The following is a 22798-nucleotide window of genomic DNA, read 5'->3' as shown; positions in this document are numbered from 1 at the left end:
GGGGTGCCGTCGGCAGGGGCCCGGACACGCCGCAGCGCCCGCCCTGGTCCGGTCGGGGACGAGGCGGGCGCCGCGTTCAGTTCCGTACGCCGTTGTACGGGACGTCTGTGTGCCGTGATCAGACCATCAGGGAACGGTCCGTCGGGCGGATCGGGGCGGGCAGTGCGCTGGCCCCGGTCAGGAAGCGGTCCACGCCGCGTGCCGCGGAGCGGCCCTCGGCGATGGCCCACACGATGAGGGACTGGCCGCGGCCCGCGTCACCGGCGACGTACACGCCGTCGACGTTGGTCGCGTAGTTCTCGTCGCGCGCGATGTTGCCGCGCTCGTCGAGGTCGAGGCCGAACTGCTGGACGAGGCCGTTGGCCTGGTCGGTGCCGGTGAAGCCCATGGCCAGGGTGACGAGCTGGGCCGGGATGACCCGCTCGGTGCCGGCCTTCTGCTCCAGCTTGCCGTCCTTGAACTCCACCTCGATGAGGTGCAGTGACTGGACGTTGCCGTCCTCGTCGCCCTCGAAGTGGGTGGTGGAGACGGAGTAGATCCGCTCGCCGCCCTCCTCGTGCGCGGAGGTGACCTTGTAGAGCATCGGGAAGGTCGGCCAGGGCTGGTTGGCGTTACGCTCCGCGCCCGGCTGCGGCATGATCTCCAGCTGGGTGACGGAGGCCGCGCCCTGCCGGTGGGCGGTGCCGACGCAGTCGGCGCCGGTGTCTCCGCCGCCGATGACGACGACGTGCTTGCCCTCGGCGGTGATCGGGGAGACCGTCAGGTCGCCCTCCTGCACCTTGTTGGCGAGCGGGAGGTACTCCATCGCGAAGTGCACGCCGTTCAGCTCACGGCCCGGGACGGGCAGGTCGCGGGAGACGGTGGCACCGGCGGCGATGACGACCGCGTCGTAGCGGCGGCGGAGCTTGGCGGCGTCGATGTCCTTGCCGATCTCCACCTCCGTACGGAACTTGGTGCCCTCCGCGCGCATCTGCTCGATGCGGCGGTTGATGTGCGACTTCTCCATCTTGAACTCGGGGATGCCGTAGCGGAGGAGCCCCCCGATGCGGTCCGCGCGCTCGAAGACGGCGACGGTGTGGCCGGCCCGGGTCAGCTGCTGGGCGGCGGCGAGTCCCGCCGGGCCCGAGCCGATGACGGCGACGGTCTTGCCGGAGAGGCGCTCGGGCGGCTGCGGGGTGACGTCGCCGCTGTCCCACGCCTTGTCGATGATGCTGACTTCGACGTTCTTGATGGTGACGGCCGGCTGGTTGATGCCGAGGACGCACGCCGACTCGCAGGGAGCGGGGCACAGGCGGCCGGTGAACTCCGGGAAGTTGTTCGTGGCGTGCAGACGCTCCGACGCCGCCGACCAGTCCTCGCGGTAGGCGTAGTCGTTCCACTCGGGGATGAGGTTTCCGAGGGGACAGCCGTTGTGGCAGAACGGGATGCCGCAGTCCATGCAGCGGCCGGCCTGCTTGCTGATGATCGGGAGCAGCGATCCCGGAACGTAGACCTCGTTCCAGTCCTTGACACGCTCGCCGACGGGGCGGGTCTTGGCGACCTCGCGTCCGGTGGTCAGGAAGCCCTTGGGGTCAGCCATTGGTCGCCGCCTCCATCATCTTCTCGGTGGTCTCCTGCTCGGAGAGACCGGCGAGCTCAGCGGCGTCCTTGGCGGCGAGCACTGCCTTGTAGGTGGACGGGATGATCTTGCTGAAGCGGGTGACCGCGGAGTCCCAGTCGGCCAGCAGCTTCTCGGCGACCGTGGAGCCGGTCTCCTCCTGGTGGCGGCGCACGACGTCGTGCAGCCACTGCTTGTCGGTGTCGTCGAGCGTCTCGACGGCGCCGATGTTGCCGGTGTTGACGTTGTCGAGGTCCAGGTCGATGACGTACGCGATGCCGCCGGACATGCCTGCGGCGAAGTTGCGTCCGGTCTCGCCGAGGACGACGGCGTGGCCACCGGTCATGTACTCGCAGCCGTGGTCGCCCACGCCTTCCGAGACGACCGTCGCGCCGGAGTTGCGGACGCAGAAGCGCTCGCCGGTCCGGCCGCGGAGGAAGAGTTCGCCGCCGGTCGCACCGTAGCCGATGGTGTTGCCGGCGATGGTGGAGTACTCGGCGAGGTGGTCGGCGCCGCGGTCCGGGCGGACGATGACACGGCCGCCGGAGAGGCCCTTGCCGACGTAGTCGTTGGCGTCGCCCTCCAGGCGCAGCGTCACACCGCGCGGTACGAAGGCGCCGAAGGACTGGCCGGCGGACCCGGTGAAGGTGATGTCGATGGTGTCGTCGGGCAGGCCCGCACCGCCGAACTTCTTGGTGACCTCGTGGCCGAGCATCGTACCGACGGTGCGGTTGATGTTGCGGATCGCGATCTGGGCCCGGACGGGCTGGGCGGCCTCGGCGCTGTCGGCGCCGAGGGCGTCGGCGGCGAGCTTGATCAGCTCGTTGTCGAGGGCCTTGGCCAGGCCGTGGTCCTGCTCGGCGATCTGGTGGCGCACCGCGCCCTCGGGCAGCTCGGGCACGTAGAAGAGGGGCTCCAGGTCGAGGCCCTGTGCCTTCCAGTGCGTGACGGCCCGCTCGGTGTCGAGGAGTTCGGCGTGGCCGACGGCCTCCTCGATCGTGCGGAAGCCGAGCTCGGCGAGGATCTCGCGGACCTCTTCGGCGATGAACTCGAAGAAGTTGACGACGTACTCGGCCTTGCCGGAGAAGCGGTCACGCAGGACGGGGTTCTGCGTGGCGATGCCGACCGGGCAGGTGTCGAGGTGGCAGACGCGCATCATGACGCAGCCGGAGACGACGAGCGGCGCGGTCGCGAAACCGAACTCCTCGGCGCCCAGCAGCGCGGCGATGACGACGTCGCGGCCGGTCTTGAGCTGGCCGTCGGTCTGGACGACGATGCGGTCGCGCAGGCCGTTGAGCAGCAGGGTCTGCTGGGTCTCGGCGAGGCCGAGCTCCCAGGGGCCGCCCGCGTGCTTGAGCGAGGTGAGCGGCGAGGCGCCCGTTCCGCCGTCGTGACCGGAGATGAGGACGACGTCCGCGTGGGCCTTGGAGACACCGGCGGCGACCGTGCCGACGCCGACCTCGGAGACCAGCTTCACGTGGACGCGGGCCGCCGGGTTGGCGTTCTTGAGGTCGTGGATCAGCTGAGCCAGGTCCTCGATGGAGTAGATGTCGTGGTGCGGCGGGGGCGAGATCAGGCCGACACCCGGGGTGGAGTGCCGGGTCTTGGCGACCCACGGGTAGACCTTGTGGCCGGGCAGCTGGCCGCCCTCGCCGGGCTTCGCGCCCTGCGCCATCTTGATCTGGATGTCGTCCGCGTTGACCAGGTACTCGCTGGTCACACCGAAGCGGCCGGATGCGACCTGCTTGATGGACGAGCGGCGTGCCGGGTCGTAGAGACGCTCGGCGTCCTCGCCGCCCTCACCGGTGTTGGACTTGCCGCCCAGCTGGTTCATGGCGATGGCGAGGGTCTCGTGCGCCTCCTGCGAGATGGAGCCGTACGACATGGCGCCGGTGGAGAAGCGCTTGACGATCTCGGCCGCCGACTCGACCTCGTCGATGGAGATCGGCTCGCGGCCGCTCTTGAAGCCGAAGAGCCCGCGGAGCGTCATGAGGCGCTCGGACTGCTCGTTGACCCGGTCGGTGTACTTCTTGAAGATGTCGTACCGGCGGTTGCGGGTGGCGTGCTGGAGACGGAAGACGGTCTCCGGGTCGAACAGGTGCGGCTCGCCCTCGCGGCGCCACTGGTACTCGCCGCCGATCTCCAGCGCGCGGTGCGAGGCGGAGATGCCGGAGGCGGGGTAGGCCTTGGCGTGCCGGGCGGCGACCTCCTTGGCGACGACGTCGAGTCCGGCGCCGCCGATCTTGGTGGCGGTGCCGTTGAAGTACGTGGCGACGAAGGCCTCGTCGAGGCCGACGGCCTCGAAGACCTGGGCGCCGCGGTAGGAGGCGACGGTCGAGATGCCCATCTTCGACATGACCTTCAGGACGCCCTTGCCGAGGGCGTAGATCAGGTTGCGGATGGCCAGCTCGGGCTCGATGCCCTCGATGAACGTGCCGGCGCGGACGAGGTCCTCGACGGACTCCATGGCGAGGTACGGGTTGACGGCGGCGGCGCCGTAACCGATGAGGAGCGCGACGTGGTGGACCTCGCGGACGTCGCCGGCCTCGACCAGCAGGCCCACCTGGGTGCGCTGCTTGGTGCGGATGAGGTGGTGGTGGACGGCCGAGGTGAGCAGCAGCGACGGGATCGGCGCGTGCTCGGCGTCGGAGTGCCGGTCGGACAGCACGATGAGGCGGGCGCCGTCCTCTATGGCGGCGTCGACCTCGGTGCAGATCTGCTCGATACGGGCCGCGAGGGCGTCGCCGCCGCCGCTGACCCGGTAGAGGCCGGCCAGGGTGGCGGCCTTCATGCCCGGCATGTCGCCGTCGGCGTTGATGTGTATGAGCTTGGCCAGCTCGTCGTTGTCGATCACCGGGAACGGCAGCGTGACGGCGCGGCACGCGGCGGGGGTCGGCTCCAGGATGTTGCCCTGGGGGCCGAGCGTGGAGCGCAGCGAGGTGACGAGCTCCTCGCGGATGGCGTCCAGCGGCGGGTTGGTGACCTGTGCGAACAGCTGGGTGAAGTAGTCGAAGAGCAGCCGGGGGCGCTCGGAGAGCGCGGCGATCGGCGAGTCGGTGCCCATGGAGCCGAGGGGCTCGCCGGCGGTGCGGGCCATCGGGGCGAGGAGGACGCGGAGCTCTTCCTCGGTGTAGCCGAAGGTCTGCTGGCGGCGGGTGACCGAGGCGTGGGTATGGACGATGTGCTCGCGCTCGGGGAGGTCCTCGAGCTCGATCTCGCCGGTTTCCAGCCACTCCTGGTACGGGTTCTCGGCGGCCAGGGACGCCTTGATCTCGTCGTCCTCGATGATGCGGCGCTCGGCGGTGTCGACGAGGAACATCTTGCCGGGCTGGAGGCGGCCCTTGCGGACGACCTTGGAGGGGTCGATGTCCAGGACGCCGACCTCGGAGGAGAGGACGACGAGGCCGTCGTCGGTGACCCAGTAGCGGCCGGGGCGCAGACCGTTGCGGTCGAGGACCGCGCCGACCTGGGTGCCGTCGGTGAAGGTGACGCAGGCCGGGCCGTCCCAGGGCTCCATCATCGTGGAGTGGTACTGGTAGAACGCGCGGCGGGCCGGGTCCATTGAGGCGTGGTTCTCCCATGCCTCGGGGACCATCATCAGCACCGAGTGCGGGAGCGAGCGGCCGCCGAGGTGGAGCAGTTCCAGGACCTCGTCGAAGGACGCCGAGTCGGAGGCGTCCGGCGTACAGACGGGGAAGATCCGGTCGAGCTTCTCGGTGCCGAAGAGGCTGGAGGCGAGCTGGGACTCGCGGGCCTTCATCCAGTTCCGGTTGCCCTTGACCGTGTTGATCTCGCCGTTGTGCGCGACGAAGCGGTACGGGTGTGCGAGCGGCCAGCTCGGGAAGGTGTTGGTCGAGAAGCGGGAGTGGACCAGCGCGACCGTGGTGGCGAAGCGGCCGTCGGAGAGGTCCGGGAAGAACGGCTCCAGCTGCCCGGTCGTGAGCATGCCCTTGTAGACGATCGTCCGTGCGGAGAGCGAGGGGAAGTACACCCCGGCCTCACGCTCGGCGCGCTTGCGCAGGACGAACGCCTTGCGGTCCAGCGCGATGCCGGCGCTGCTCCCGTCGGCGACGATCAGCTGGCGGAAGTCCGGCATGACGGCGCGGGCGCCGTTACCGAGGATGTCCGGGGTGACCGGGACCTCGCGCCAACCGAGGACGTCGAGGCCCTCTTCCCCGGCGATCTTCTCGATCCGCTGGACGGCGCCTGTGGAGTCGTCCGCGGGCAGGAAGGCGATGCCGACGGCGTAGGAGCCGGCCTCGGGGAGGTCGAACGCGACCTCTTCACGCAGGAACGCGTCCGGAACCTGCAGGAGGATGCCGGCGCCGTCACCCGAGTCGGGCTCGGATCCTGTGGCGCCGCGGTGTTCGAGGTTGCGCAGTACGGTCAGCGCCTGCTCGACCAGCTCATGGCTGGCCACACCGGTCAGAGTGGCCACGAACCCGACGCCACAGGCGTCGTGCTCGTTACGGGGGTCGTACATCCCCTGCTGGGCGGGGCGACCGTCCATGGGCGACCAGGCGTCGGAACGCATCGGCTCTCCCGTCGTCGTCGTGGCATGTGCTGTGCCGAGGGACGACTCTGGCCCTCTGCGAAATTTCGTGCAGGTTACATGATGGAACGCTTCTCAAAAAGCGAATAGTCCGTTCCATCATGCGGACACCACGGAGCCGTGGTGCGGGGTGGGTCATGATCGAACGGGTCCATGTGGATCACTGTCCGGGGAGACCGCAGAGAGCAGGCGTCGTTGCCCGCGATGTCTACGGCTCTTGCCCAGTGGTCATGGAATTGAAACCGCCGAGTAACGGCTACTTATGTGTAGCACTGCATAGTGTCTCATTTTAAGGCGGGCATACCCCATCCGCCCAGTGACGTGCGCCAAGACGTACGTCACACCGGTGCGACACCGAGGGATGCCCGGGAAGTCCCGGGGACACGGGTCAGCCGACGGCCACGCCGAAGAGCGCGCCCAGACCGTACGTGATCGCCGCTGCGGCACCGCCGAGCACCAGCTGGCGCAGGCCGCTGAACCACCAGGTGCGCGCCGTCACCCGGGCCACCACCGCGCCGCACCCGAAGAGGCCGGCGAGGGCGAGCAGGACGGCGGGCCACAACTGGTCGGCGCCCAGCAGATAGGGCAGTACGGGCAGGAGGGCGCCCAGCGCGAAGGCGCCGAAGGAGGACACGGCGGCGACGAGCGGTGAGGGCAGGTCGCCCGGGTCGATGCCGAGCTCCTCGCGGGCGTGGATCTCCAGGGCCTGCTCGGGGTCCCTGGACAGCTGCCGGGCGACCTCCTGGGCGAGCTGGGGCTCGACACCGCGCGACTCGTACAGCGCGGCGAGCTCGGCCATCTCGTCCTTGGGGTGTTTGCGCAGCTCACGCCGCTCGACGTCCAGCTCGGCCTCGACGAGTTCGCGCTGCGACGCGACCGAGGTGTACTCCCCGGCCGCCATGGAGAACGCGCCGGCCGCCAGTCCGGCCAGGCCCGTGATGACGATGGTCTGCTGGGAGACCGCCCCTCCGGCCACGCCCGTCATCAGGGCGAGGTTGGAGACGAGACCGTCCATGGCACCGAAAACCGCCGGCCGCAGCCAGCCGCCGTTGACGTCGCGGTGGGTGTGGTTGTCCCGGTGGGCCTCGTGCAGTACGGCGTCGGTCTCGATGATGGACACAGCTCTCCCCTCGTCCGGGAACGAGGGCCCTGCGTTCACCCCCGTCCCGCGTCATCGAAAATACGCACGAAAAAGGCCTCCCGCCAGCAAGGAAGGCCGAACTTACCCGCCTCGGACGCGTCACCCGGGCGGCCGATTTGTACGAAATACACGCCTCTCTTCGCCAGGATCGGGGAAACCTCGCACATCCGGTCATTCCGGGTGGGAGCGAAAGGGCGACACGATGGAGCTCATGGCGGACGGCGCGGCGGCGGGCACGGCCGACCGGGCCCGCGGGGCGTTGCTGGGGCTGGCGGTGGGGGACGCGCTCGGCGCCCCGGCCGAGAACATGCGCCCGTCCGAGATCCGCCGTCGCTGGGGCCGTATCGAGGGCTTCGTCAGCGACGACCCGGCGGGCACGGACGACACCGAGTACGCCATCTTCTCGGGGCTGCTGCTGGCCAGACACGGTTCGGCGCTCACCGTGTCGCACGTCGAGCGGGCGTGGCACCACTGGATCGCCGATCTGGACGAGGGGCCCTTCCGGGGGGCGGGGTTCAGCGAGCGCGGCACGCTGGAGAATCTGCGGCGCGGCCTCGCCGCCCCGATCTCGGCGCAGCACCGGCACGCCTGGAGCGACGGGCTCGCGATGCGGGCGGCGCCGTTCGGGGTCTTCGCGGCGGGCCGTCCCGCCGAAGCCGCCCGGCTGGTGGCCGTGGACGGGCGGGTCAGCCATGACGGGGAGGGTATCTACGGCGGGCAGGCCGTCGCGGCGGGGGTGGCCGCCGCGATGGTGGGGGCGGGACTCGCCTCCGTGATCGCCGCCGCGCTCTCGGTCGTACCGATGGACTCCTGGACGGCCCGCTCGCTGCGCCGCGCGGTCACGGCGGCACAGCGCACCCATCCGGACCGTCTGACGGCGGAACGCGCGGTGCGCTCGGCGGTGGTGATCGGCGGCTACCCGTGGACGGACCTCGCGCCGGAGGCGGTGGGCCTGGCCTTCGGCGCGCTGACGGCGGCGCGCGGCGACTTCCGTACGGCGGTGCTCACGGCCGTGAACATGGGACGGGACGCCGACACCACGGCGGCGGTGGCGGGCGCGCTGGCGGGGGCCCTGCACGGGGCGTCGGCGATCCCCCGGGACTGGGCGTCGGCGATCGGCCCGGTGCGGGGCAGCTGTCTGCCGTCGATGCGCGGGTATCACATCCTGGACATCGCGGAGCTGCTGACCCCGGACGACACGGAGGAGCCACCGGGCCCCCGCGCGGCCCCGGAACCCTTCGCCCGGCCGACCGCCGAGGACCCGCCCGGGGCGCATCCGGCCCCCGGGATCGCCCGGGCGACCGCCCAGGGCCCGCAGGGGGCGCATCCGGCCCCCGGGCCCCTCACCCCGCTCGCCGCCCGGCACGAGGCGTCCGGTGCAGCGTGCTCCGGCAGCGCGGGGCGGGGCGACGGGCCCGCCGGTGACGCACGGCCCGACGGCGCACCCCCCGGCACCGCGTGGCAGGGACCGGTCCGCACCGGGCGGGGTGTCCTGTGAGCGCCCGGGGCGCCTCCCAGGGCGCTTCCACGGCCTCGGCGGACTCCCCCGCGCAGGACGCTTCCACAACGGCGGACTCCTCCGTGCCGGGCAGGCTCACAACGGCGGACTCCTCCGTGCCGGGCAGGTCCGCGGCGGCGGACTCCGCCTCCCACGTCGCCATCCGCATCACCGCCGCGCCCGCCGCCACGAGCGGTGAACCCGGCAGGCAGGCCAGGATCGAAGGGCTGCTGCTGGGGCTGGCGGCCGGGGACGCCGCCGGCTGGCCGGCCGCGCGGCACCGGGCGGCGCGGATGCCCGAGTGGACCAGGCGGCTCACCCGGGAGCTGGACACCTTCGCGGAGCAGAACGCGACGACGACGCTCCCCGTGCCCATCGCCCTCAACCAGCCGCCGGAGCCGCTCAGGCTCGGGCCGTCCGACGACGCCGAGTGGGCCGCCTTCGCCGCCAGGACCGTACTGGCCGCCGCCGCGGACCACGCGCCCGGCCTCTCCCCCGGGCACCGGATGCGGGACGCGATCGACCGGTCGTGGAACGCCCTGGCCGCGAAGGTGGCCGCCGCGAGCGCCCGCGCGCCCGAGGTCGAGTCGGCCGTCCTGCCGCTGCGGGCCCGGATCTCCGTACGGGCCGGGCTCGGCAACCTCGCCGCGGGACTGCGTCCGCCCGCCACCGGCCACGACAACCCGCACTACTTCGACGACGCCGCCTGTGTGCGGGCCGCCGTGCTCGCGGTCGTCCACCCGGGGGACCCGGCGGCGGCGGCAGAGCTCGCCGAGTTCGACGCCCGGTACACCCAGGACGGTGACGGGGTGCACGGCGCGCGTGCCGTCGCCGCCGCGATCGCCGAGGCGCTGGCGGGCGCGGACGTCGACACCGTGGTGAACGCGGCGCTCGACCGGCTGCCCGAGGGCACCGAGATCGCGCGCAACGCCGTCCACGCCGTGCGGCTGGCGCGGGAGTTCGCGGACGAGGCCGCAGGTGCCTTCGCGCTCGTGCCCGTGCTGGAGCATCAGATCGTGGACCACGTCTACAGCTACGGGATCGCCGCCGCGGAGACCGTGCCGGTCGCCCTCGCCCTGACGACCGCCGCCCGGGGCGAGATCGCGCAGGCGGTCCCCGCCGCGGCCTGTCTCTCCCGGGTCGCGGATTCCGCGCCCGCGCTCGCCGGGGCACTGACCGGCGCGCTGGGCGGTGCCGCCACCGTGCCGGCGGGCTGGCGGGAGGCCTGCCGCACGCTCGCCGGGTGTGCGCTGCCCCGGCTCGCCGGCACGGATCTCATCGAACTCGCCGGGCTGCTCGCAGCCACGGAACCAGCCACCCCGGGTGGACAATCCCGACATGGCACACAAAACATCCGCACCGCTCGCGGCAGGCACGACCACCACGACGCTCACCCTGGATGAGCGCGTCACCGGAGCACTCGTCGGCGCGGCCGTCGGCGACGCGCTCGGCGGCCCCGTCGAGGGCTGGACACCCGAGCAGATCGCCGAGCGCCACGGCGGCCGGGTAACCGGCATCGTCGGGCCCTGGTACGGCGAGGACTGGCGCACCGCGCGCCCCATCGCGCCGTACCACAAGGGTGACGGGCACGTCACCGACGACACCTTGATGACCCATGCGCTGGTGCGGGTGTACGAGAGCGTGCGCGGCCATCTCGACGCGTACGCGGTGGCGGAGTACCTGGTACCGGACCTGATGTCCCGGCCCCGCTGGATTCCGGAGCTGGAGGCCGAGGCGCTGCCCCTGCAGCGGATCTTCCTGGCCGAGAAGTGGATCGTCACCCGGCTGCACTACGGGCACGCCGACCCCCGCGAGGCCGGCACGGGCAACATCGTCAACTGCGGGGCCGCGATGTACATGGCCCCGGTCGGCCTGGTCAACGCCGCCCACCCGGAGGCGGCGTACGCGGAGGCGCTGGATGTCGCGGGGGCGCATCAGTCCTCGTACGGGCGGGAGGCGGCCGGGGTCCTGGCCGCCGCCGTCGCCGCCGCGTGCGTCCCCGGCGCCACCCCCTCCTCCGTCGTCGACGCGGTCCTGGCGCTCGCCAAGGACGGCACCAGGGCGGCGATCGAGGCGGTCTGCGAGACGGCCTCCCGCTACACGGACTTCGAGTCGGCGCTGATCCCGCTGCGCGAGGCCGTCGCCCCCTTCGACACGGTCGGCCCGCACTACCGTGAACCCTCGCTCGGCGCCCGGCGGCCCTCGCGGCTCCACTCCATCGAGGAGCTTCCGGTCGCGCTCGGCATGCTCCTCGTCGGCGGCGGGGACTTCCGCCACACGGTGCTCGGCTCGGTCAACTACGGCCGGGACTGCGACTCGATCGCCACGATGAGCGGCGCGATCGCGGGCGCGCTCCACGGTGAGCGGCCGATCCCCGCCGGGTGGGTGAAGACGGTCGCCGACGCCAGCCGCCTCGATCTGCACGCCCCGGCGCGGGCGCTCACGGAGGTCGCCCGGGAGGTCTTCGCGCGGGACACCGCCCGGCGCAGGGCGCACGAGGCGTCGTTCGCCGCGCTGACGGGCGACGGCCGGTGACCGTACGCCTGACATGGGTCCAGCCCGAGGACCTGGTGGGCCACGAGCTGCGCCAGGCCGCGCAGGACGGCCGGGACGCCGGGGAGATCGAGCGGCGCTGGTACGCGGCGGGCGGCGCGCCCGCCCCGGAGCGCGCCGGCGCCTCGGAGCCCGCCGCGCCGCCCGGCCTGCGCCCGCTCGCGGAGCTGCTGCTCGACGAACTCGCCCTGCTGGAGAGCCCGCTGGCCCGGGACGAGCCGACCGGGCTGGCCGCGATCCGGGCCGCCTGCCCGCGCTGGCCGGCCTCCCGCACCCGCCCGGCGGACATCGGGACCGAGCGGCTGCACGCGGCGTGGCTGGGCCGGGCGGCGGGCTGCCTGCTCGGCAAGCCCGTCGAGAAGCTGCCGCTGGAGGGTATCCGCGCCCTGGCCCGCGCCACCGGGAACTGGCCGCTCGGCACCTGGTTCACCGCCCGGGGACTGCCCGCCGCCCTTGCCGCGGAGTACCCCTGGAACCGCCGCTCCGCGCCCACCTCCCTCGCCGAGAACATCGACGGCATGCCGGAGGACGACGACCTCAACTACCCGCTGCTCACCGTGCTGTTGCTCCAGCGGCACGGGCACGGCTTCAGCACCTGCGACCTCGCCCGGCTCTGGCTCGACGAGCTCCCGGCCGGCCGGGTCTTCACCGCGGAGCGCGTCACGTACCGCAATCTGCTCGACGGCATCGAGCCGCCGGACACGGCCCGGCACCGCAACCCGTTCCGGGAGTGGATCGGCGCCCAGATCCGGGCCGATGTGCACGGCTGGACCAACCCAGGCGACCCGGGGGCCGCCGCCGAAGCGGCCCACCGGGACGCCGTTCTCACCCACACGGGGAACGGCGTGTACGGGGCGATGTTCACCGCCGCCGCCCTCGCCGAGGCCGCGGGCGGCGAGACCGATGTGCACGGGTGCCTGGCGGCCGGGCTGCGCGTGGTGCCGCCCCGGTCCCGGTACGCGCGCGCGGTGCGCCTCGGCATCGCGACGGCCCGCGCAGAACGGGACTTCGACGCCGTCGTGGACCGGCTGCACGCCACCTACGGCGCGACCCACCACTGGGTGCACGTCCTGCCCAACGCCGCACTGCTCGCCGCCGCCCTCACCCACGCGGACGGGGACTTCGGCCGCTCCATCTGCCTCGCGGTGTCCGGCGGCTGGGACACCGACTCCAACGGGGCGACGGCCGGTTCCCTCGCGGGCCTGCTCGCCGGGCGGGCGTCCGCGCTGCCCGACCACTGGACAACGCCGCTCAAGAACCGTCTCGCCACCTCCGTACCCGGCTTCGACTCCATCGGCTTCGACACCCTCGCGGAACTGACCCATCAGGAGGTACGCCGCCCATGACAGCGATCGCGGTGCTCGGCAGCACCAACATGGACCTGGTCGCCTACGTCGCCCGGGCACCCGGGCGCGGGGAGACCGTCACCGGACGGGAGCTGCGGACCGTGCCCGGCGGCAAGGGCGCCAATCAGGCCGTCGCCGCGGCCCGCGCGGGGGGCGAGGTGGTGATGATCGGCGCGGTGGGAACGGACGAGTACGGCTCGCGGCTCAGGACGGAACTGGACCACGCGGGCGTAAACACGGAGTTGCTGCACACCGTGGCGGGCCCGAGCGGCACCGCGCACATCGTCGTCGACGACGACGGGGCCAACTCCATCGTCGTGATCCCCGGGGCGAACGCCTCCGTGACCACGCTCGGCCCCGGCGGCAGGGCCGCGATCGCCGCGGCCGGCCTGCTGCTCCTCCAGCTGGAACTCCCCATGACGGTCGTGACGGAGGGAGCCAGGACGGCGAAGGAGCGGGGTGTGCGGACGATCCTCACCCCCTCCCCCGTGCAGCCCCTGCCCGAGGACCTGGTGGACGCGGTCGACCTGCTGATCCCCAACGAGCACGAGGCCGCCGAGCTCACCGGGCACCGGGACCCCCACGCGGCGGCCCAGCTCCTGCTGCGGCTGGTCCCGGAGGTCGTGATCACCCTCGGCCGCAAGGGCTGCCTGTATGCGGCCCGCGGCGGCGAACCGGTGCTCTTCCCCGCCCCCGAGGTCACCGCCGTCGACACGACCGGAGCCGGGGACACCTTCGTCGGCACGCTCGCCGTGGCGCTCGGCGAGGGCCGCTCGGTCCCCGAGGCGGTCGCCTGGGCGTCCTCGGCGGCGGCGATCTGCGTCCAGAGACACGGTGCCTCGACGTCCATGCCCTACCGAAGCGAGATCGATGCCGCATGACTGCTGCCGCTACGACACCGCCGCTCGCCGGCCTGCGGGTCCTGGACCTCGCCACGCTGTTCGCCGGGCCGCTCGCGGCCACCATGCTCGGGGACTTCGGAGCCGAGGTCATCAAGGTCGAGCATCCGCGCAAGCCCGACCCCTCGCGCGGCCACGGCCCGTCGAAGGACGGGATCGGCCTGTGGTGGAAGCTGCTCGGCCGCAACAAGCGCACCCTGACCCTCGACCTGTCCAGCCCGGGCGGCCGGGACGTGCTGCTGCGGCTGGCCGCCGACACCGATGTGATCGTCGAGAACTTCCGGCCCGGCACCCTGGAGCGCTGGGGCCTGGGCTGGGAGGAGCTTCGGGCGGTCAACCCCCGGCTGGTGCTGGCCCGGGTCACCGGCTTCGGCCAGTCGGGCCCGTACGCGCACCGGCCGGGCTTCGGCACGCTCGCCGAGGCGATGAGCGGCTTCGCCGCCGTCACCGGGGAGCCGGACGGGCCGCCGACCCTGCCCCCGTTCGGGCTGGCCGACTCGATCGCGGCGCTCGCCACGGCGTTCGCGGTGATGACGGCGCTGGCGGGACGCGACCGCACCGGTGGCGGACAGGTGGTGGACATGGCGATCATCGAGCCGATCCTGACCGTACTGGGGCCGCAGCCGCTCTGGTACGACCAGCTCGGCTACGTCCAGCCGCGCACCGGGAACCGCTCCAGGAACAACGCTCCGCGCAACACCTACCGCACCGCCGACGGGCACTGGGTGGCCGTCTCGACGTCCGCGCAGTCGGTCGCGGAGCGTGTGATGCGGCTGGTGGGGCGCCCGGAGCTGATCGAGGAGCCGTGGTTCTCCGCCGGGAGCACCCGCGCCGAGCACGCCGACGAGCTGGACGAGGCCGTGGGCCACTGGATCTCCCGGCGCACCAGGGAGGAGGCGGTGGACGCGTTCGAGAAGGCCGAGGCGGCGATCGCGCCCATCCATGACGTACGGGACGTCATGGAGGATCCGCAGTACCGGGCGCTGGGCACGATCGCCGAGGTCGACGATCCGGAGCTGGGGCCGCTGCGGATGCAGAACGTCCTGTTCCGGCTCTCGGAGACCCCGGGGTCGATCCGCTGGGCGGGACGGCCACACGGCGCGGACACGGACGAGATCCTGGCGGAGCTCGGCCTCTCCGGTCCGAGGATCGCGGCGCTGCGGGACGAAGGAGCGCTGTGAACAGCCCGGAGGTGGCACTGACCTGGCTGTACGTCCCCGGCGACCGCCCCGAGGTGGTCCGCAAGGCGCTCGGCTCGGGCGCGGACGTGGTGATCGTGGATCTGGAGGACGCGGTCGCCCCCGACCGCAAGGAGTACGCCCGCTCGGCGACGGCCGAGCTCCTCGCGGACACGGTCACGGCGGACCCCCTGTCGGTGCCGGTACATGTGCGGGTCCACGGCGAGGACGACGTGAAGGCCCTGACGGGGTTGCCGGGGCTGTCCGGGATGCGGCTCCCCAAGATCACCCATGCGGCGTCCGTGCACCATGTCGCCGCGCTGGCGCCGGGTGTGCCCCTGTATCCGCTGCTGGAGTCGGCGCTGGCGATCGAGCACGCGTACTCGATCGCCGGGGCCCATCACGCCGTACGGGGGATCGCGCTGGGCGAGGCGGACCTCCGGGCGGATCTGGGGGTACGGGACGACGCCGGGCTGGACTGGCCGCGCAGCCGTGTGGTCGTCGCGGCCCGGGCCGCCGGGCTCGCCCCGCCCGTGATGTCGGTGTACCCGGACGTCCGGGATCTGTCGGGGCTCCGCTCGTCCTGTGCGCACGGCCGGGATCTGGGCCTGCTGGGCCGGGCGGCCATCCATCCCCGGCAGCTGCCGGTCATCGAGCGGGCGTTCCGCCCGACGTCACGGGAGGTCGAGGCGGCCCAGCAGATCCTGGAGGCGTCCCGGAGCGAGGCGGGGGCGCAGGCACTGCCGGACGGGAGGTTCGTGGACGCGGCGGTGGTGGCGACGGCGGAACGCACCCTGTCACTGGCGAGACGCTGAAGGGCTGGTGCTGAAGGCCGGGCGCTGAGGGGCAGGTGCTGAGGAGCAGGCGCTGACGACCGGGCGCTGAGGAGCAGGTGCTGAGGGCCGGTGCTGAGAGGGCTCTGCACCGGGGCCGGCTCCGGAGGGGCCCGGCGTGAGCGGCCCCGGTGGCAGGGCGCCCGGCTCCGAGAGGCCCGAGCGCCAGGGGCCCGGCACATGCGAAGGGGCCGCCGGACCCGTGGTCCGGCGGCCCCTTCGCTGGTCTCGGAGCGTCAGCTCCTGTCGGCCTTCTGCGGAGCGCCGTCGGCCTCCGCCTCCTTCGACTCCGCGTCCGGGGCGTCGGCCGCGTCCCCGGAGGTCTCCCCCGAAGCGGTGGTCCCCTCGGACCCGGAGGAGCCGTCCTCGGAGGAGCCGTCCTCGGAGGGGGCGTCCTTCTCCTCGTCCCCGGCCAGCTCGGCCGTGGTGGGCTCGACGATCTCCTCGCGGCCCGGGCGCAGCTTCGCCGAGATCACGATGTAGGTCACCGCGAGCACGAAGACGATGATCGCGGTCCAGACGTTGAGCCGGAGGCCCAGCACGTGGTGCGCCTCGTCGACGCGCATGTACTCGATCCAGCCGCGCCCCGCGCAGTACGCCGCGACGTACAGGGCGAACGCCCGGCCGTGTCCCAGCTTGAAGCGGCGGTCGGCCCAGATGACCAGCAGCGCGACACCGACGCACCACAGGGACTCGTACAGGAACGTCGGGTGGTAGGTGCCCTCGACCCGGTTCGCCCCCTCGCTGATCTTCACCGCCCAGGGCAGGTCCGTCGGCTTGCCGTACAGCTCCTGGTTGAACCAGTTGCCCCAGCGGCCGATCGCCTGGGCGAAGGCGATACCGGGGGCCAGGGCGTCCGCCCAGGCGGGAAGCGGGATGCCCCGGCGGCGGCAGCCGATCCAGGCACCGACCGCGCCGAGCGCGATGGCGCCCCAGATGCCGAGGCCGCCCTCCCAGATCTTGAAGGCGTCGACCCAGTCCTCACCGTCGCTGAAGTACAGCTGGTAGTCGGTGATGACGTGGTAGAGCCTGCCGCCGACCAGGCCGAAGGGCACGGCCCAGACGGCGATGTCGGCGACGGTGCCGGCTTTTCCTCCCCGGGCGATCCAGCGCTTGTTGCCGAACCAGACGGCGACGAAGACACCGATGATGATGCAGAACGCGTAGCCGCGGAGCGGGATCGGGCCGAGCTCGATCACCCCGGTCGACGGGCTGGGAATGAAGGCAAGGTTCATGACGAGGTCGACGCTACCCTGCCGGACGGGACGTACGGCAAGCCGTCCGGCAACTTCTGGATAACGAGGACCCCGCCGGAGCACCCGCCGGGCCCTCGCCCGAACCCCGTCCCCGGGGCTATGACGCCGAGGGGGTCGCCCCGACCGTGCCCGGCTTCTTGCCCTTGTTGGCCTCGGCCACCCACTTCTTCAGATTGGCCTCGGAGATCTGCTCGTCCCCCTTCTTGGGGAAGATCGACCCGCCGTTGAGCAGGGCCGTCGGGGTGCCCTGGAAGCCGCCCTCACTGAACGCCTTGTTCGACTTCTCGACCCAGCTGTCGTGCGTGCCGTCCTCCACACAGCTGCGGAAGGCCGGGGTGTCGAGGCCGTCCACCTCGCCCGCCAGCTCGATCAGCTTGCTGTTGTCGGCGAAGGCGTCGTCGGTCTCGGCGGGCTGGTTGGTGTAGAGCACGTCGTGGTACGGCGCGAACTTCCCGGCGTCCTGGGCGCAGGCCGCGGCGTTCGCCGCGCGCAGCGATCCGCTGCCGCCGAGGTTGCCGTCGATGATCGTGGCCAGGTGGTACTGCACCTTCAGCTGTCCGCTCTCCGCCAGCTCCGTGATCTCGTCACGGAAGGCGTTCTCGAACTGGGCGCAGACCGGACAGCGGAAGTCCTCCCAGATCGTGAGCGTGGACGGCGCGTCGTCGGCTCCGACCTGGAGGGCGAGTCCGTCCTCCCCCATCGCCCCGGACGGCGTGACGGCCGGTCCGGCCTCGCTGTCCTGGTCGTTCTTCCCGGCGTTGGCGGCGATCAGGCCGACCACGGCGGCCAGTGCCAGCACCCCCACCACGGCGGTCGCGACGATCAGCGTGCGGCGGCGGCGCTCCTTGGCCCGGTCCTGCTCACGCTGCTGGGCGAGCCGGTCACGCGCGGCTCTTCTGCGGTCTTGGTTCTTCTCGCTCACATTGCGCAAACGAACCGGGGAGGCGCGCGAGCGCCTCCCCGGTCCCATGTCCACCCGTACGGGTGACGAGCGCTGTCAGCGCTTTCGAACGCCTTCGGCCAGTTCGGCCGCCAGAGCGCGTACGGCGGCGAGACCGGCGGCCTCGTCAGGGGCGTCCAGCATCCGCTTGACGAAGGCCGAGCCCACGATCACGCCGTCGGCGAAGTCCGCGACCTGCCTGGCGTGCTCGGCGGTGGAGACGCCGATGCCGACACAGACCGGCAGACCGGTGGTGGCGCGGGTGCGCCGCACCAGGTCCTGGGCCTGCTCGCCGACCGACTCACGGGTGCCGGTGACACCCATCAGCGAGGCGGCGTACACGAAGCCGGAGCCCGCCGCCGTGATGGTCGCGAGGCGCGCGTCCTTGCTGCTCGGCGCGACGACGAAGACGGTGGCGAGACCGTGCTTGTCGGCGTGCTCCCTCCACAGGCCGGACTCCTGGACCGGCAGGTCGGGCAGGATGCACCCGGCGCCGCCCGCCTCGGCGAGCTCGGCGGTGAAGCGCTCCACGCCGTACCGGTCGATCGGGTTCCAGTACGTCATGACGAGGATCGGCGCGCCGGTGGCCTCGTGGGTCTCGCGCACGGTGCGCATGATGTCGGCGATCTTGACGCCGCCACGCAGCGCGATGTCGTCGGCGGTCTGGATGACCGGCCCGTCGAGCACCGGGTCGCTGTGCGGGAGGCCGACCTCGATGACGTCGGCGCCGCCCGCGACGGCCGCCTTGACGGCCGCGATGCCGCCGTCGACGGTCGGGAAGCCGCCGGGCAGGTAGGCGATGAGCGCCGCCCGGTCCTCGGACGCCGCCTTGGCCAGCGTCGTCTCCAGAAGCTCTCGGTTGCCGCTCACTTCTCCCCCTCCTGGTCGTACAGGCCGAAGTAGCGTGCGGCCGTGTCCATGTCCTTGTCGCCGCGGCCGGACAGGTTGATCAGGATCAGCCCGTCCTCGCCGAGTTCCTTGCCGACCTCCAGGGCCCCGGCGAGCGCGTGCGCGCTCTCGATGGCCGGGATGATCCCCTCGGTGCGGGAGAGCAGCCGCAGCGCCTGCATGGCCTCGTCGTCGGTGACCGCGCGGTACTCGCCGCGGCCGACGTCCTTGAGATAGGCGTGCTCCGGGCCGATGCCCGGGTAGTCGAGCCCGGCAGAGATCGAGTAGGGCTCGGTGATCTGGCCCTCGTCGTCCTGGAGGACGTAACTGCGCGAGCCGTGCAGGATGCCGGGCTCGCCCGCGGTCAGGGTCGCCGCGTGCTCGCCGGTCTCCACGCCGTGGCCCGCGGGTTCGCAGCCGATCAGCCGGACGCCCGCGTCGGGGATGAAGGCGTGGAAGAGGCCGATCGCGTTGGAGCCGCCGCCGACGCAGGCGACCGCGGCGTCCGGCAGCCGGCCGGTGTGCTCCAGGATCTGGCGGCGGGCCTCGACGCCGATGACGCGGTGGAAGTCGCGGACCATGGCCGGGAAGGGGTGCGGCCCCGCGACCGTGCCGAAGAGGTAGTGGGTGCGGTCCACGTTGGCGACCCAGTCGCGGAACGCCTCGTTGATGGCGTCCTTGAGGGTCCTGGAACCGGACTTCACGGCGATCACCTGGGCGCCGAGCATCCGCATCCGCGCCACGTTCAGCGCCTGCCGCTCGGTGTCGATCTCGCCCATGTAGATGGTGCAGTCGAGCCCGAAGAGGGCGCAGGCGGTCGCGGTGGCGACGCCGTGCTGGCCGGCTCCGGTCTCCGCGATGATGCGGGTCTTGCCCATGCGCTTGGTGAGGAGGGCCTGGCCCAGCACGTTGTTGATCTTGTGCGAGCCGGTGTGGTTGAGGTCCTCGCGCTTGAGGAAGACGCGGGCACCTCCCGCGTGCTCGGCGAAGCGCGAGACCTCGGTCAGCGCGCTGGGACGGCCGGTGTAGTCGACCATCAGCTTGTTGAGCTCGGCGGCGAAGGCCGGGTCCGCCTTGGCCTTGTCGTACTCGACGGCGACCTCGTCCACGGCGGCGACGAGCGCCTCCGGGATGAACTTGCCACCGAACGCGCCGAAGTACCCCTCGGCGCTGGGGATCAGACCCTCGGGGTCCGGGATGAAGAAGTCGGACGACATGCGATGTGCTCCTCGAATCGCAACGGGTGGTTTCACCGTATGCGCCATGAGCGGAGCGCCGCGCCGGCCGCGGAGGCGGTCGGTGCGGTGGAGCCGTGCGGATGTCCCCCGCGCGGGGCGGGGCGGCACTTCCCCCGTGTACGGCGGGGAGACGACGGCTGGGGCTCGCTAGGGCGCGGACCCCGTGCGCCATCGCATGCCGTTGACCTGTCCCGGCTCGTCGCCGATCACGTACCGCACGCGCCGCCCGTGCACGCGCCGGGCGGGGGCGCGGCAGCCGCGTGGGCGGCAGCCGCGCGCCAGCGGCGCGTGCGGGTCCCGGGCGCTCGCCCCGGCAGGGCGCAGGCCCGGCCGGACACGGGAGGCGGGACGGTCGGCGGACACGGGTGCGGTCAGCCCCGTCCGTGCCTGAGCGCGGGGTGGGCGCCTGCGGCGACCAGGTCGGCGACGGCGGCCCGCGGGTCGCGGCCGGTGACCAGGGACTCGCCGACGAGCACGGCGTCCGCGCCCGCGTTGGCGTAGGCAATGAGGTCGTGCGGGCCCCGGACGCCGGACTCGGCGACCTTGACGATGTGGTCGGGGATCTCGGGCGCGACGCGTTCGAAGACGGAACGGTCGACCTTGAGGTCCTTCAGGTTGCGCGCGTTGACACCGATGATCTTCGCTCCGGCGTCCACGGCGCGCTCCGTCTCCTCCTCGTCGTGCACCTCGACGAGCGGCGTCAGGCCGATCGACTCGGCGCGCTCGATCAGCGAGACCAGGGCCTCCTGGTCGAGGGCGGCGACGATCAGCAGGGCGAGGTCGGCGCCGTAGGCCCGTGCCTCCCACAGCTGGTACGAGGTGACGATGAAGTCCTTGCGCAGGACCGGGATGTCGACCTTGGCGCGGACGGCCTCCAGGTCGGCCAGCGAACCGCCGAAGCGGCGCTCCTCGGTGAGGACCGAGATGACGGATGCCCCGCCGGCCTCGTAGTCCGCGGCGAGCGCGGCCGGGTCGGCGATGGCGGCAAGGGCCCCCTTGGAGGGGCTGGAACGCTTGACCTCGCAGATGACGGTCACACCCTCGCCGCGCAGCGCGGCGACTCCGTCCTTGGCCCGGGGAGCGCGCGCGGCGCGTTCCTTGAGATCGTCGAGGCTGACACGCGCCTGCCGCTCTGCGAGGTCGGCGCGAACGCCGTCAATGATCTCGTCGAGCACACTCACGCGAGCGGCCCCCTTCCGAAGCGGTGGTGGGAAACAGGATCAGCCATCTCGATGGTATCCGCAGGAGCGCCCAGGGCTCGCATCCTGAGGCCGCACGTCCCACTACCTGGGCACATCAGGGAGCCAGGGCGGAGCCGAACGGCAGGTTCCTGACCACGGAGAAGACCAGCAGCACGGTGCCGATGCCCCACCAGTGGACCGGCCTGAGACCGACGCTCAGGGGCAGTCCGCGGCCGGCGCGGACCGTCCAGAGCAGCCAGACCGCGGCGAACGCGAGATAGCCGGCGACGGCCAGCGCGTTCGAGCCGAGGGCGGTGACGAGGTCGCCGTGGGCGAAGGCATGGGCGCTGCGGAGCCCGCCGCAGCCGGGGCAGAACACCCCGGTGAACCGGAGCATGGGGCAGACCGGGTAGTGGCCGGGCTCGTTGGGGTCGACCGTGGCCACGTAGCCGAAGGCTCCGACGACGGCCGCCATGACCCCGACGGGGGCGGCGAGCCTGCGGAGCCGGGAGACCGGCGCGGGGGCCGCCCGGCCGGGGCCGGGCGGAGCCGGCGCGGCGGGAGGGGCTGGGGAAGCTGCGGGAGAGGCTGAGGCGTCCACGCGGTGATTGTCCCCGCTGACGCGAGAAGGCGCAGCCCGGTCGGTGCTGCGCCTCGCGTCGTGTCCGGATGCGGGCATCCGGTCAGGCGGTGATCTGGGCCTTGGAGGCTCGGGCCCTGGCGGCGGCCATCTCGGCCGACTCCTTCGGCATGCCGAGGCCGGCCATCTTCATGGCGAGACCGACGACACCGCCCAGCAGGACGACTGCGATACCGGCCCAGAAGCCGAGCACGTTGGCCGCGACCATGAAGAGGCCCGCGATGCAGAACCCGATGAAGGAGATGATGACACCGGTCCAGGCGGCCGGGGTGTGTCCGTGGCTGCTGCCCGCCATGAGTTGCTCCTTGTTGGTGTTGCGCTGAAGGTGTCGCTGTTGGGAAAGCTCGCTGCCCATTGTCCCGTACGCGCCGGTGGACGTGAGGCTCGGGGTCATGCCTCGCGCGTCGGGTCCTCGCCGCGGTCGAGTGCCTTCCAGAGTTCCTCGGGCCGTTCGGGGTCCGGGGCGGTGCGGGGGGCCTTGCGGGGGCGGGGGGTGCCGTCGCGCTCGTAGCGGCCCGACATGGTGGGCCAGCGGCTGCCGTAGCGCAGGGCGAGCAGCCCGGCGAGGAGGATCAGCAGGCCGCCCGCCGCGGTCACGTAGGGCCAGGCGGTGTGGCTGAGGGCGTCGATGGTGGCCGAGGCGTTGCCGGTGGTCTCGGCGGCCCGCTCGTCCAGCGCGGCGCTGTCGGAGGCGCCGGCGTAGGCGCTCAGTCCCGCGCCGAGGCCGCTGAGGGCCAGCAGCGCGGCGACCAGCAGCCGGCCGGCGCCGCGGACGGCGAAGACGGCCACGAGGGCGGCCAGGCCGACGACGGCCAGGGCCGCCGGGAGGCCGGTGACGTCCTGGCCGTCGGCGCTGAGCGGCAGGGTGCCGCCGCCGACGGCCGCCCTGCCCTCGGCCCAGGTCTGCCCCGAGGCGAGGAGGACGACGGTGGCTCCGGCGGCACCGAGGAGCAGGCCGGCGGCCAGGCTTCGGCGGCTTCCCGCGCTGTCGGGCGCGGAGGCGGCTCGGGCACGGGGCTGGGGTACGGGGACAGCACTCACGTACCCCACTATCCCTT

19 protein-coding genes are annotated in these 22798 nt (G+C 72.6%); 7 read left to right on the top strand and 12 right to left on the bottom strand.

All coding sequences use genetic code 11. The annotated features are described in order from the left end of the window. Positions 1-118 precede the first annotated feature (118 nt). The 3 genes from ACWCQM_RS19435 to ACWCQM_RS19425 all read right to left on the bottom strand — a co-directional run bounded on the left by ACWCQM_RS19435 (position 119) and on the right by ACWCQM_RS19425 (position 7269). Positions 119-1579, bottom strand: coding sequence for a glutamate synthase subunit beta (locus tag ACWCQM_RS19435; RefSeq protein ID WP_450916408.1), 1461 nt, complete (start codon positions 1577-1579; stop codon positions 119-121). Next, positions 1572-6131, bottom strand: a complete 4560-nt coding sequence (gene gltB / locus ACWCQM_RS19430) for a glutamate synthase large subunit (RefSeq protein ID WP_450916407.1) — start codon at positions 6129-6131, stop codon at positions 1572-1574. Before gltB ends, ACWCQM_RS19435 begins: the two co-directional genes overlap by 8 nt. Before the next feature lie 406 nt (positions 6132-6537). Continuing rightward, positions 6538-7269: a VIT1/CCC1 transporter family protein gene (locus ACWCQM_RS19425; protein WP_450916406.1), complete on the bottom strand. Its 732-nt coding sequence runs from the start codon at positions 7267-7269 to the stop codon at positions 6538-6540. Positions 7270-7492: 223 nt separating this feature from the next. Between ACWCQM_RS19425 and ACWCQM_RS19420 the strand changes: the two genes are divergently transcribed. The 7 genes from ACWCQM_RS19420 to ACWCQM_RS19390 all read left to right on the top strand — a co-directional run bounded on the left by ACWCQM_RS19420 (position 7493) and on the right by ACWCQM_RS19390 (position 15579). Beyond that, positions 7493-8788 (top strand): ADP-ribosylglycohydrolase family protein, encoded by a 1296-nt coding sequence (locus ACWCQM_RS19420; protein WP_450916405.1) that lies wholly within the window; start codon positions 7493-7495, stop codon positions 8786-8788. A 161-nt stretch (positions 8789-8949) separates the two neighbouring features. Then, positions 8950-10191, top strand: coding sequence for an ADP-ribosylglycohydrolase family protein (locus ACWCQM_RS19415; RefSeq protein WP_450916480.1), 1242 nt, complete (start codon positions 8950-8952; stop codon positions 10189-10191). After that, complete coding sequence (locus tag ACWCQM_RS19410) at positions 10127-11323, top strand: ADP-ribosylglycohydrolase family protein (RefSeq protein ID WP_450916404.1); 1197 nt, start codon at positions 10127-10129, stop codon at positions 11321-11323. The genes ACWCQM_RS19415 and ACWCQM_RS19410 overlap by 65 nt, the downstream gene beginning before the upstream one ends. Continuing rightward, complete coding sequence (locus tag ACWCQM_RS19405; protein ID WP_450916403.1) at positions 11320-12687, top strand: ADP-ribosylglycohydrolase family protein; 1368 nt, start codon at positions 11320-11322, stop codon at positions 12685-12687. Before ACWCQM_RS19410 ends, ACWCQM_RS19405 begins: the two co-directional genes overlap by 4 nt. Then, on the top strand, positions 12684-13568 hold the full coding sequence (gene rbsK / locus ACWCQM_RS19400) for a ribokinase (RefSeq protein WP_450916402.1): 885 nt from the start codon (positions 12684-12686) through the stop codon (positions 13566-13568). The genes ACWCQM_RS19405 and rbsK overlap by 4 nt, the downstream gene beginning before the upstream one ends. Continuing rightward, entirely contained in the window at positions 13565-14767 is a 1203-nt protein-coding gene (locus ACWCQM_RS19395; protein WP_450916401.1) for a CaiB/BaiF CoA transferase family protein, read from the top strand. Before rbsK ends, ACWCQM_RS19395 begins: the two co-directional genes overlap by 4 nt. Further along, positions 14764-15579 (top strand): HpcH/HpaI aldolase/citrate lyase family protein, encoded by an 816-nt coding sequence (locus ACWCQM_RS19390; RefSeq protein ID WP_450916400.1) that lies wholly within the window; start codon positions 14764-14766, stop codon positions 15577-15579. Before ACWCQM_RS19395 ends, ACWCQM_RS19390 begins: the two co-directional genes overlap by 4 nt. Before the next feature lie 254 nt (positions 15580-15833). On the opposite strand, the gene lgt is transcribed toward ACWCQM_RS19390, so the two are convergent. From lgt to ACWCQM_RS19345, 9 genes are all read right to left on the bottom strand, one after another. After that, entirely contained in the window at positions 15834-16832 is a 999-nt protein-coding gene (gene lgt / locus ACWCQM_RS19385; RefSeq protein WP_450916399.1) for a prolipoprotein diacylglyceryl transferase, read from the bottom strand. A gap of 118 nt (positions 16833-16950) precedes the next feature. Beyond that, the gene (locus tag ACWCQM_RS19380; RefSeq protein WP_450916398.1) at positions 16951-17775 is read right to left on the bottom strand and encodes a DsbA family protein; all 825 of its coding nucleotides are present in this window, start codon (positions 17773-17775) and stop codon (positions 16951-16953) included. 75 nt (positions 17776-17850) lie between these two features. Then, positions 17851-18663, bottom strand: coding sequence for a tryptophan synthase subunit alpha (gene trpA, locus ACWCQM_RS19375; RefSeq protein ID WP_267076263.1), 813 nt, complete (start codon positions 18661-18663; stop codon positions 17851-17853). Next, positions 18660-19898 carry a tryptophan synthase subunit beta gene (gene trpB / locus ACWCQM_RS19370; RefSeq protein ID WP_450916397.1) on the bottom strand — a complete coding sequence of 413 codons (1239 nt, stop codon included), beginning with the start codon at positions 19896-19898 and terminating at the stop codon, positions 18660-18662. The genes trpA and trpB overlap by 4 nt, the downstream gene beginning before the upstream one ends. A 168-nt stretch (positions 19899-20066) precedes the next feature. Then, complete coding sequence (trpM, locus tag ACWCQM_RS19365; RefSeq protein ID WP_383117393.1) at positions 20067-20243, bottom strand: tryptophan biosynthesis modulator TrpM; 177 nt, start codon at positions 20241-20243, stop codon at positions 20067-20069. A gap of 47 nt (positions 20244-20290) precedes the next feature. Further along, complete coding sequence (trpC, locus tag ACWCQM_RS19360; RefSeq protein WP_450916396.1) at positions 20291-21100, bottom strand: indole-3-glycerol phosphate synthase TrpC; 810 nt, start codon at positions 21098-21100, stop codon at positions 20291-20293. Between the two features lie 115 nt (positions 21101-21215). Continuing rightward, entirely contained in the window at positions 21216-21701 is a 486-nt protein-coding gene (locus ACWCQM_RS19355) for a DUF2752 domain-containing protein (RefSeq protein WP_450916395.1), read from the bottom strand. Between the two features lie 82 nt (positions 21702-21783). Next, positions 21784-22035, bottom strand: a complete 252-nt coding sequence (locus ACWCQM_RS19350; protein ID WP_450916394.1) for an HGxxPAAW family protein — start codon at positions 22033-22035, stop codon at positions 21784-21786. A gap of 95 nt (positions 22036-22130) precedes the next feature. Further along, a complete protein-coding gene (locus tag ACWCQM_RS19345) occupies positions 22131-22790 on the bottom strand; it encodes a TIGR02234 family membrane protein (protein WP_450916393.1) in 660 nt (219 codons plus the stop codon). Positions 22791-22798 lie beyond the last annotated feature (8 nt).

The organism is Streptomyces sp. NPDC002125 (assembly GCF_053593715.1).
Note: the sequence above shows the minus strand (reverse complement) of the source record. Positions and strands in the feature narration are given on the sequence as shown.

Bases quoted from the DNA above. Each gene is read 5' to 3' on its own strand.
- ACWCQM_RS19435 (WP_450916408.1), bottom strand. From the start codon at position 1,579: ATGGCTGACCCCAAGGGCTTCCTGACCACCGGACGCGAGGTCGCCAAG.
- gltB (WP_450916407.1), bottom strand. From the start codon at position 6,131: ATGCGTTCCGACGCCTGGTCGCCCATGGACGGTCGCCCCGCCCAGCAG.
- ACWCQM_RS19420 (WP_450916405.1), top strand. From the start codon at position 7,493: ATGGAGCTCATGGCGGACGGCGCGGCGGCGGGCACGGCCGACCGGGCC.
- ACWCQM_RS19410 (WP_450916404.1), top strand. From the start codon at position 10,127: ATGGCACACAAAACATCCGCACCGCTCGCGGCAGGCACGACCACCACG.
- rbsK (WP_450916402.1), top strand. From the start codon at position 12,684: ATGACAGCGATCGCGGTGCTCGGCAGCACCAACATGGACCTGGTCGCC.
- ACWCQM_RS19395 (WP_450916401.1), top strand. From the start codon at position 13,565: ATGACTGCTGCCGCTACGACACCGCCGCTCGCCGGCCTGCGGGTCCTG.
- lgt (WP_450916399.1), bottom strand. From the start codon at position 16,832: ATGAACCTTGCCTTCATTCCCAGCCCGTCGACCGGGGTGATCGAGCTC.
- trpB (WP_450916397.1), bottom strand. From the start codon at position 19,898: ATGTCGTCCGACTTCTTCATCCCGGACCCCGAGGGTCTGATCCCCAGC.
- ACWCQM_RS19350 (WP_450916394.1), bottom strand. From the start codon at position 22,035: ATGGCGGGCAGCAGCCACGGACACACCCCGGCCGCCTGGACCGGTGTC.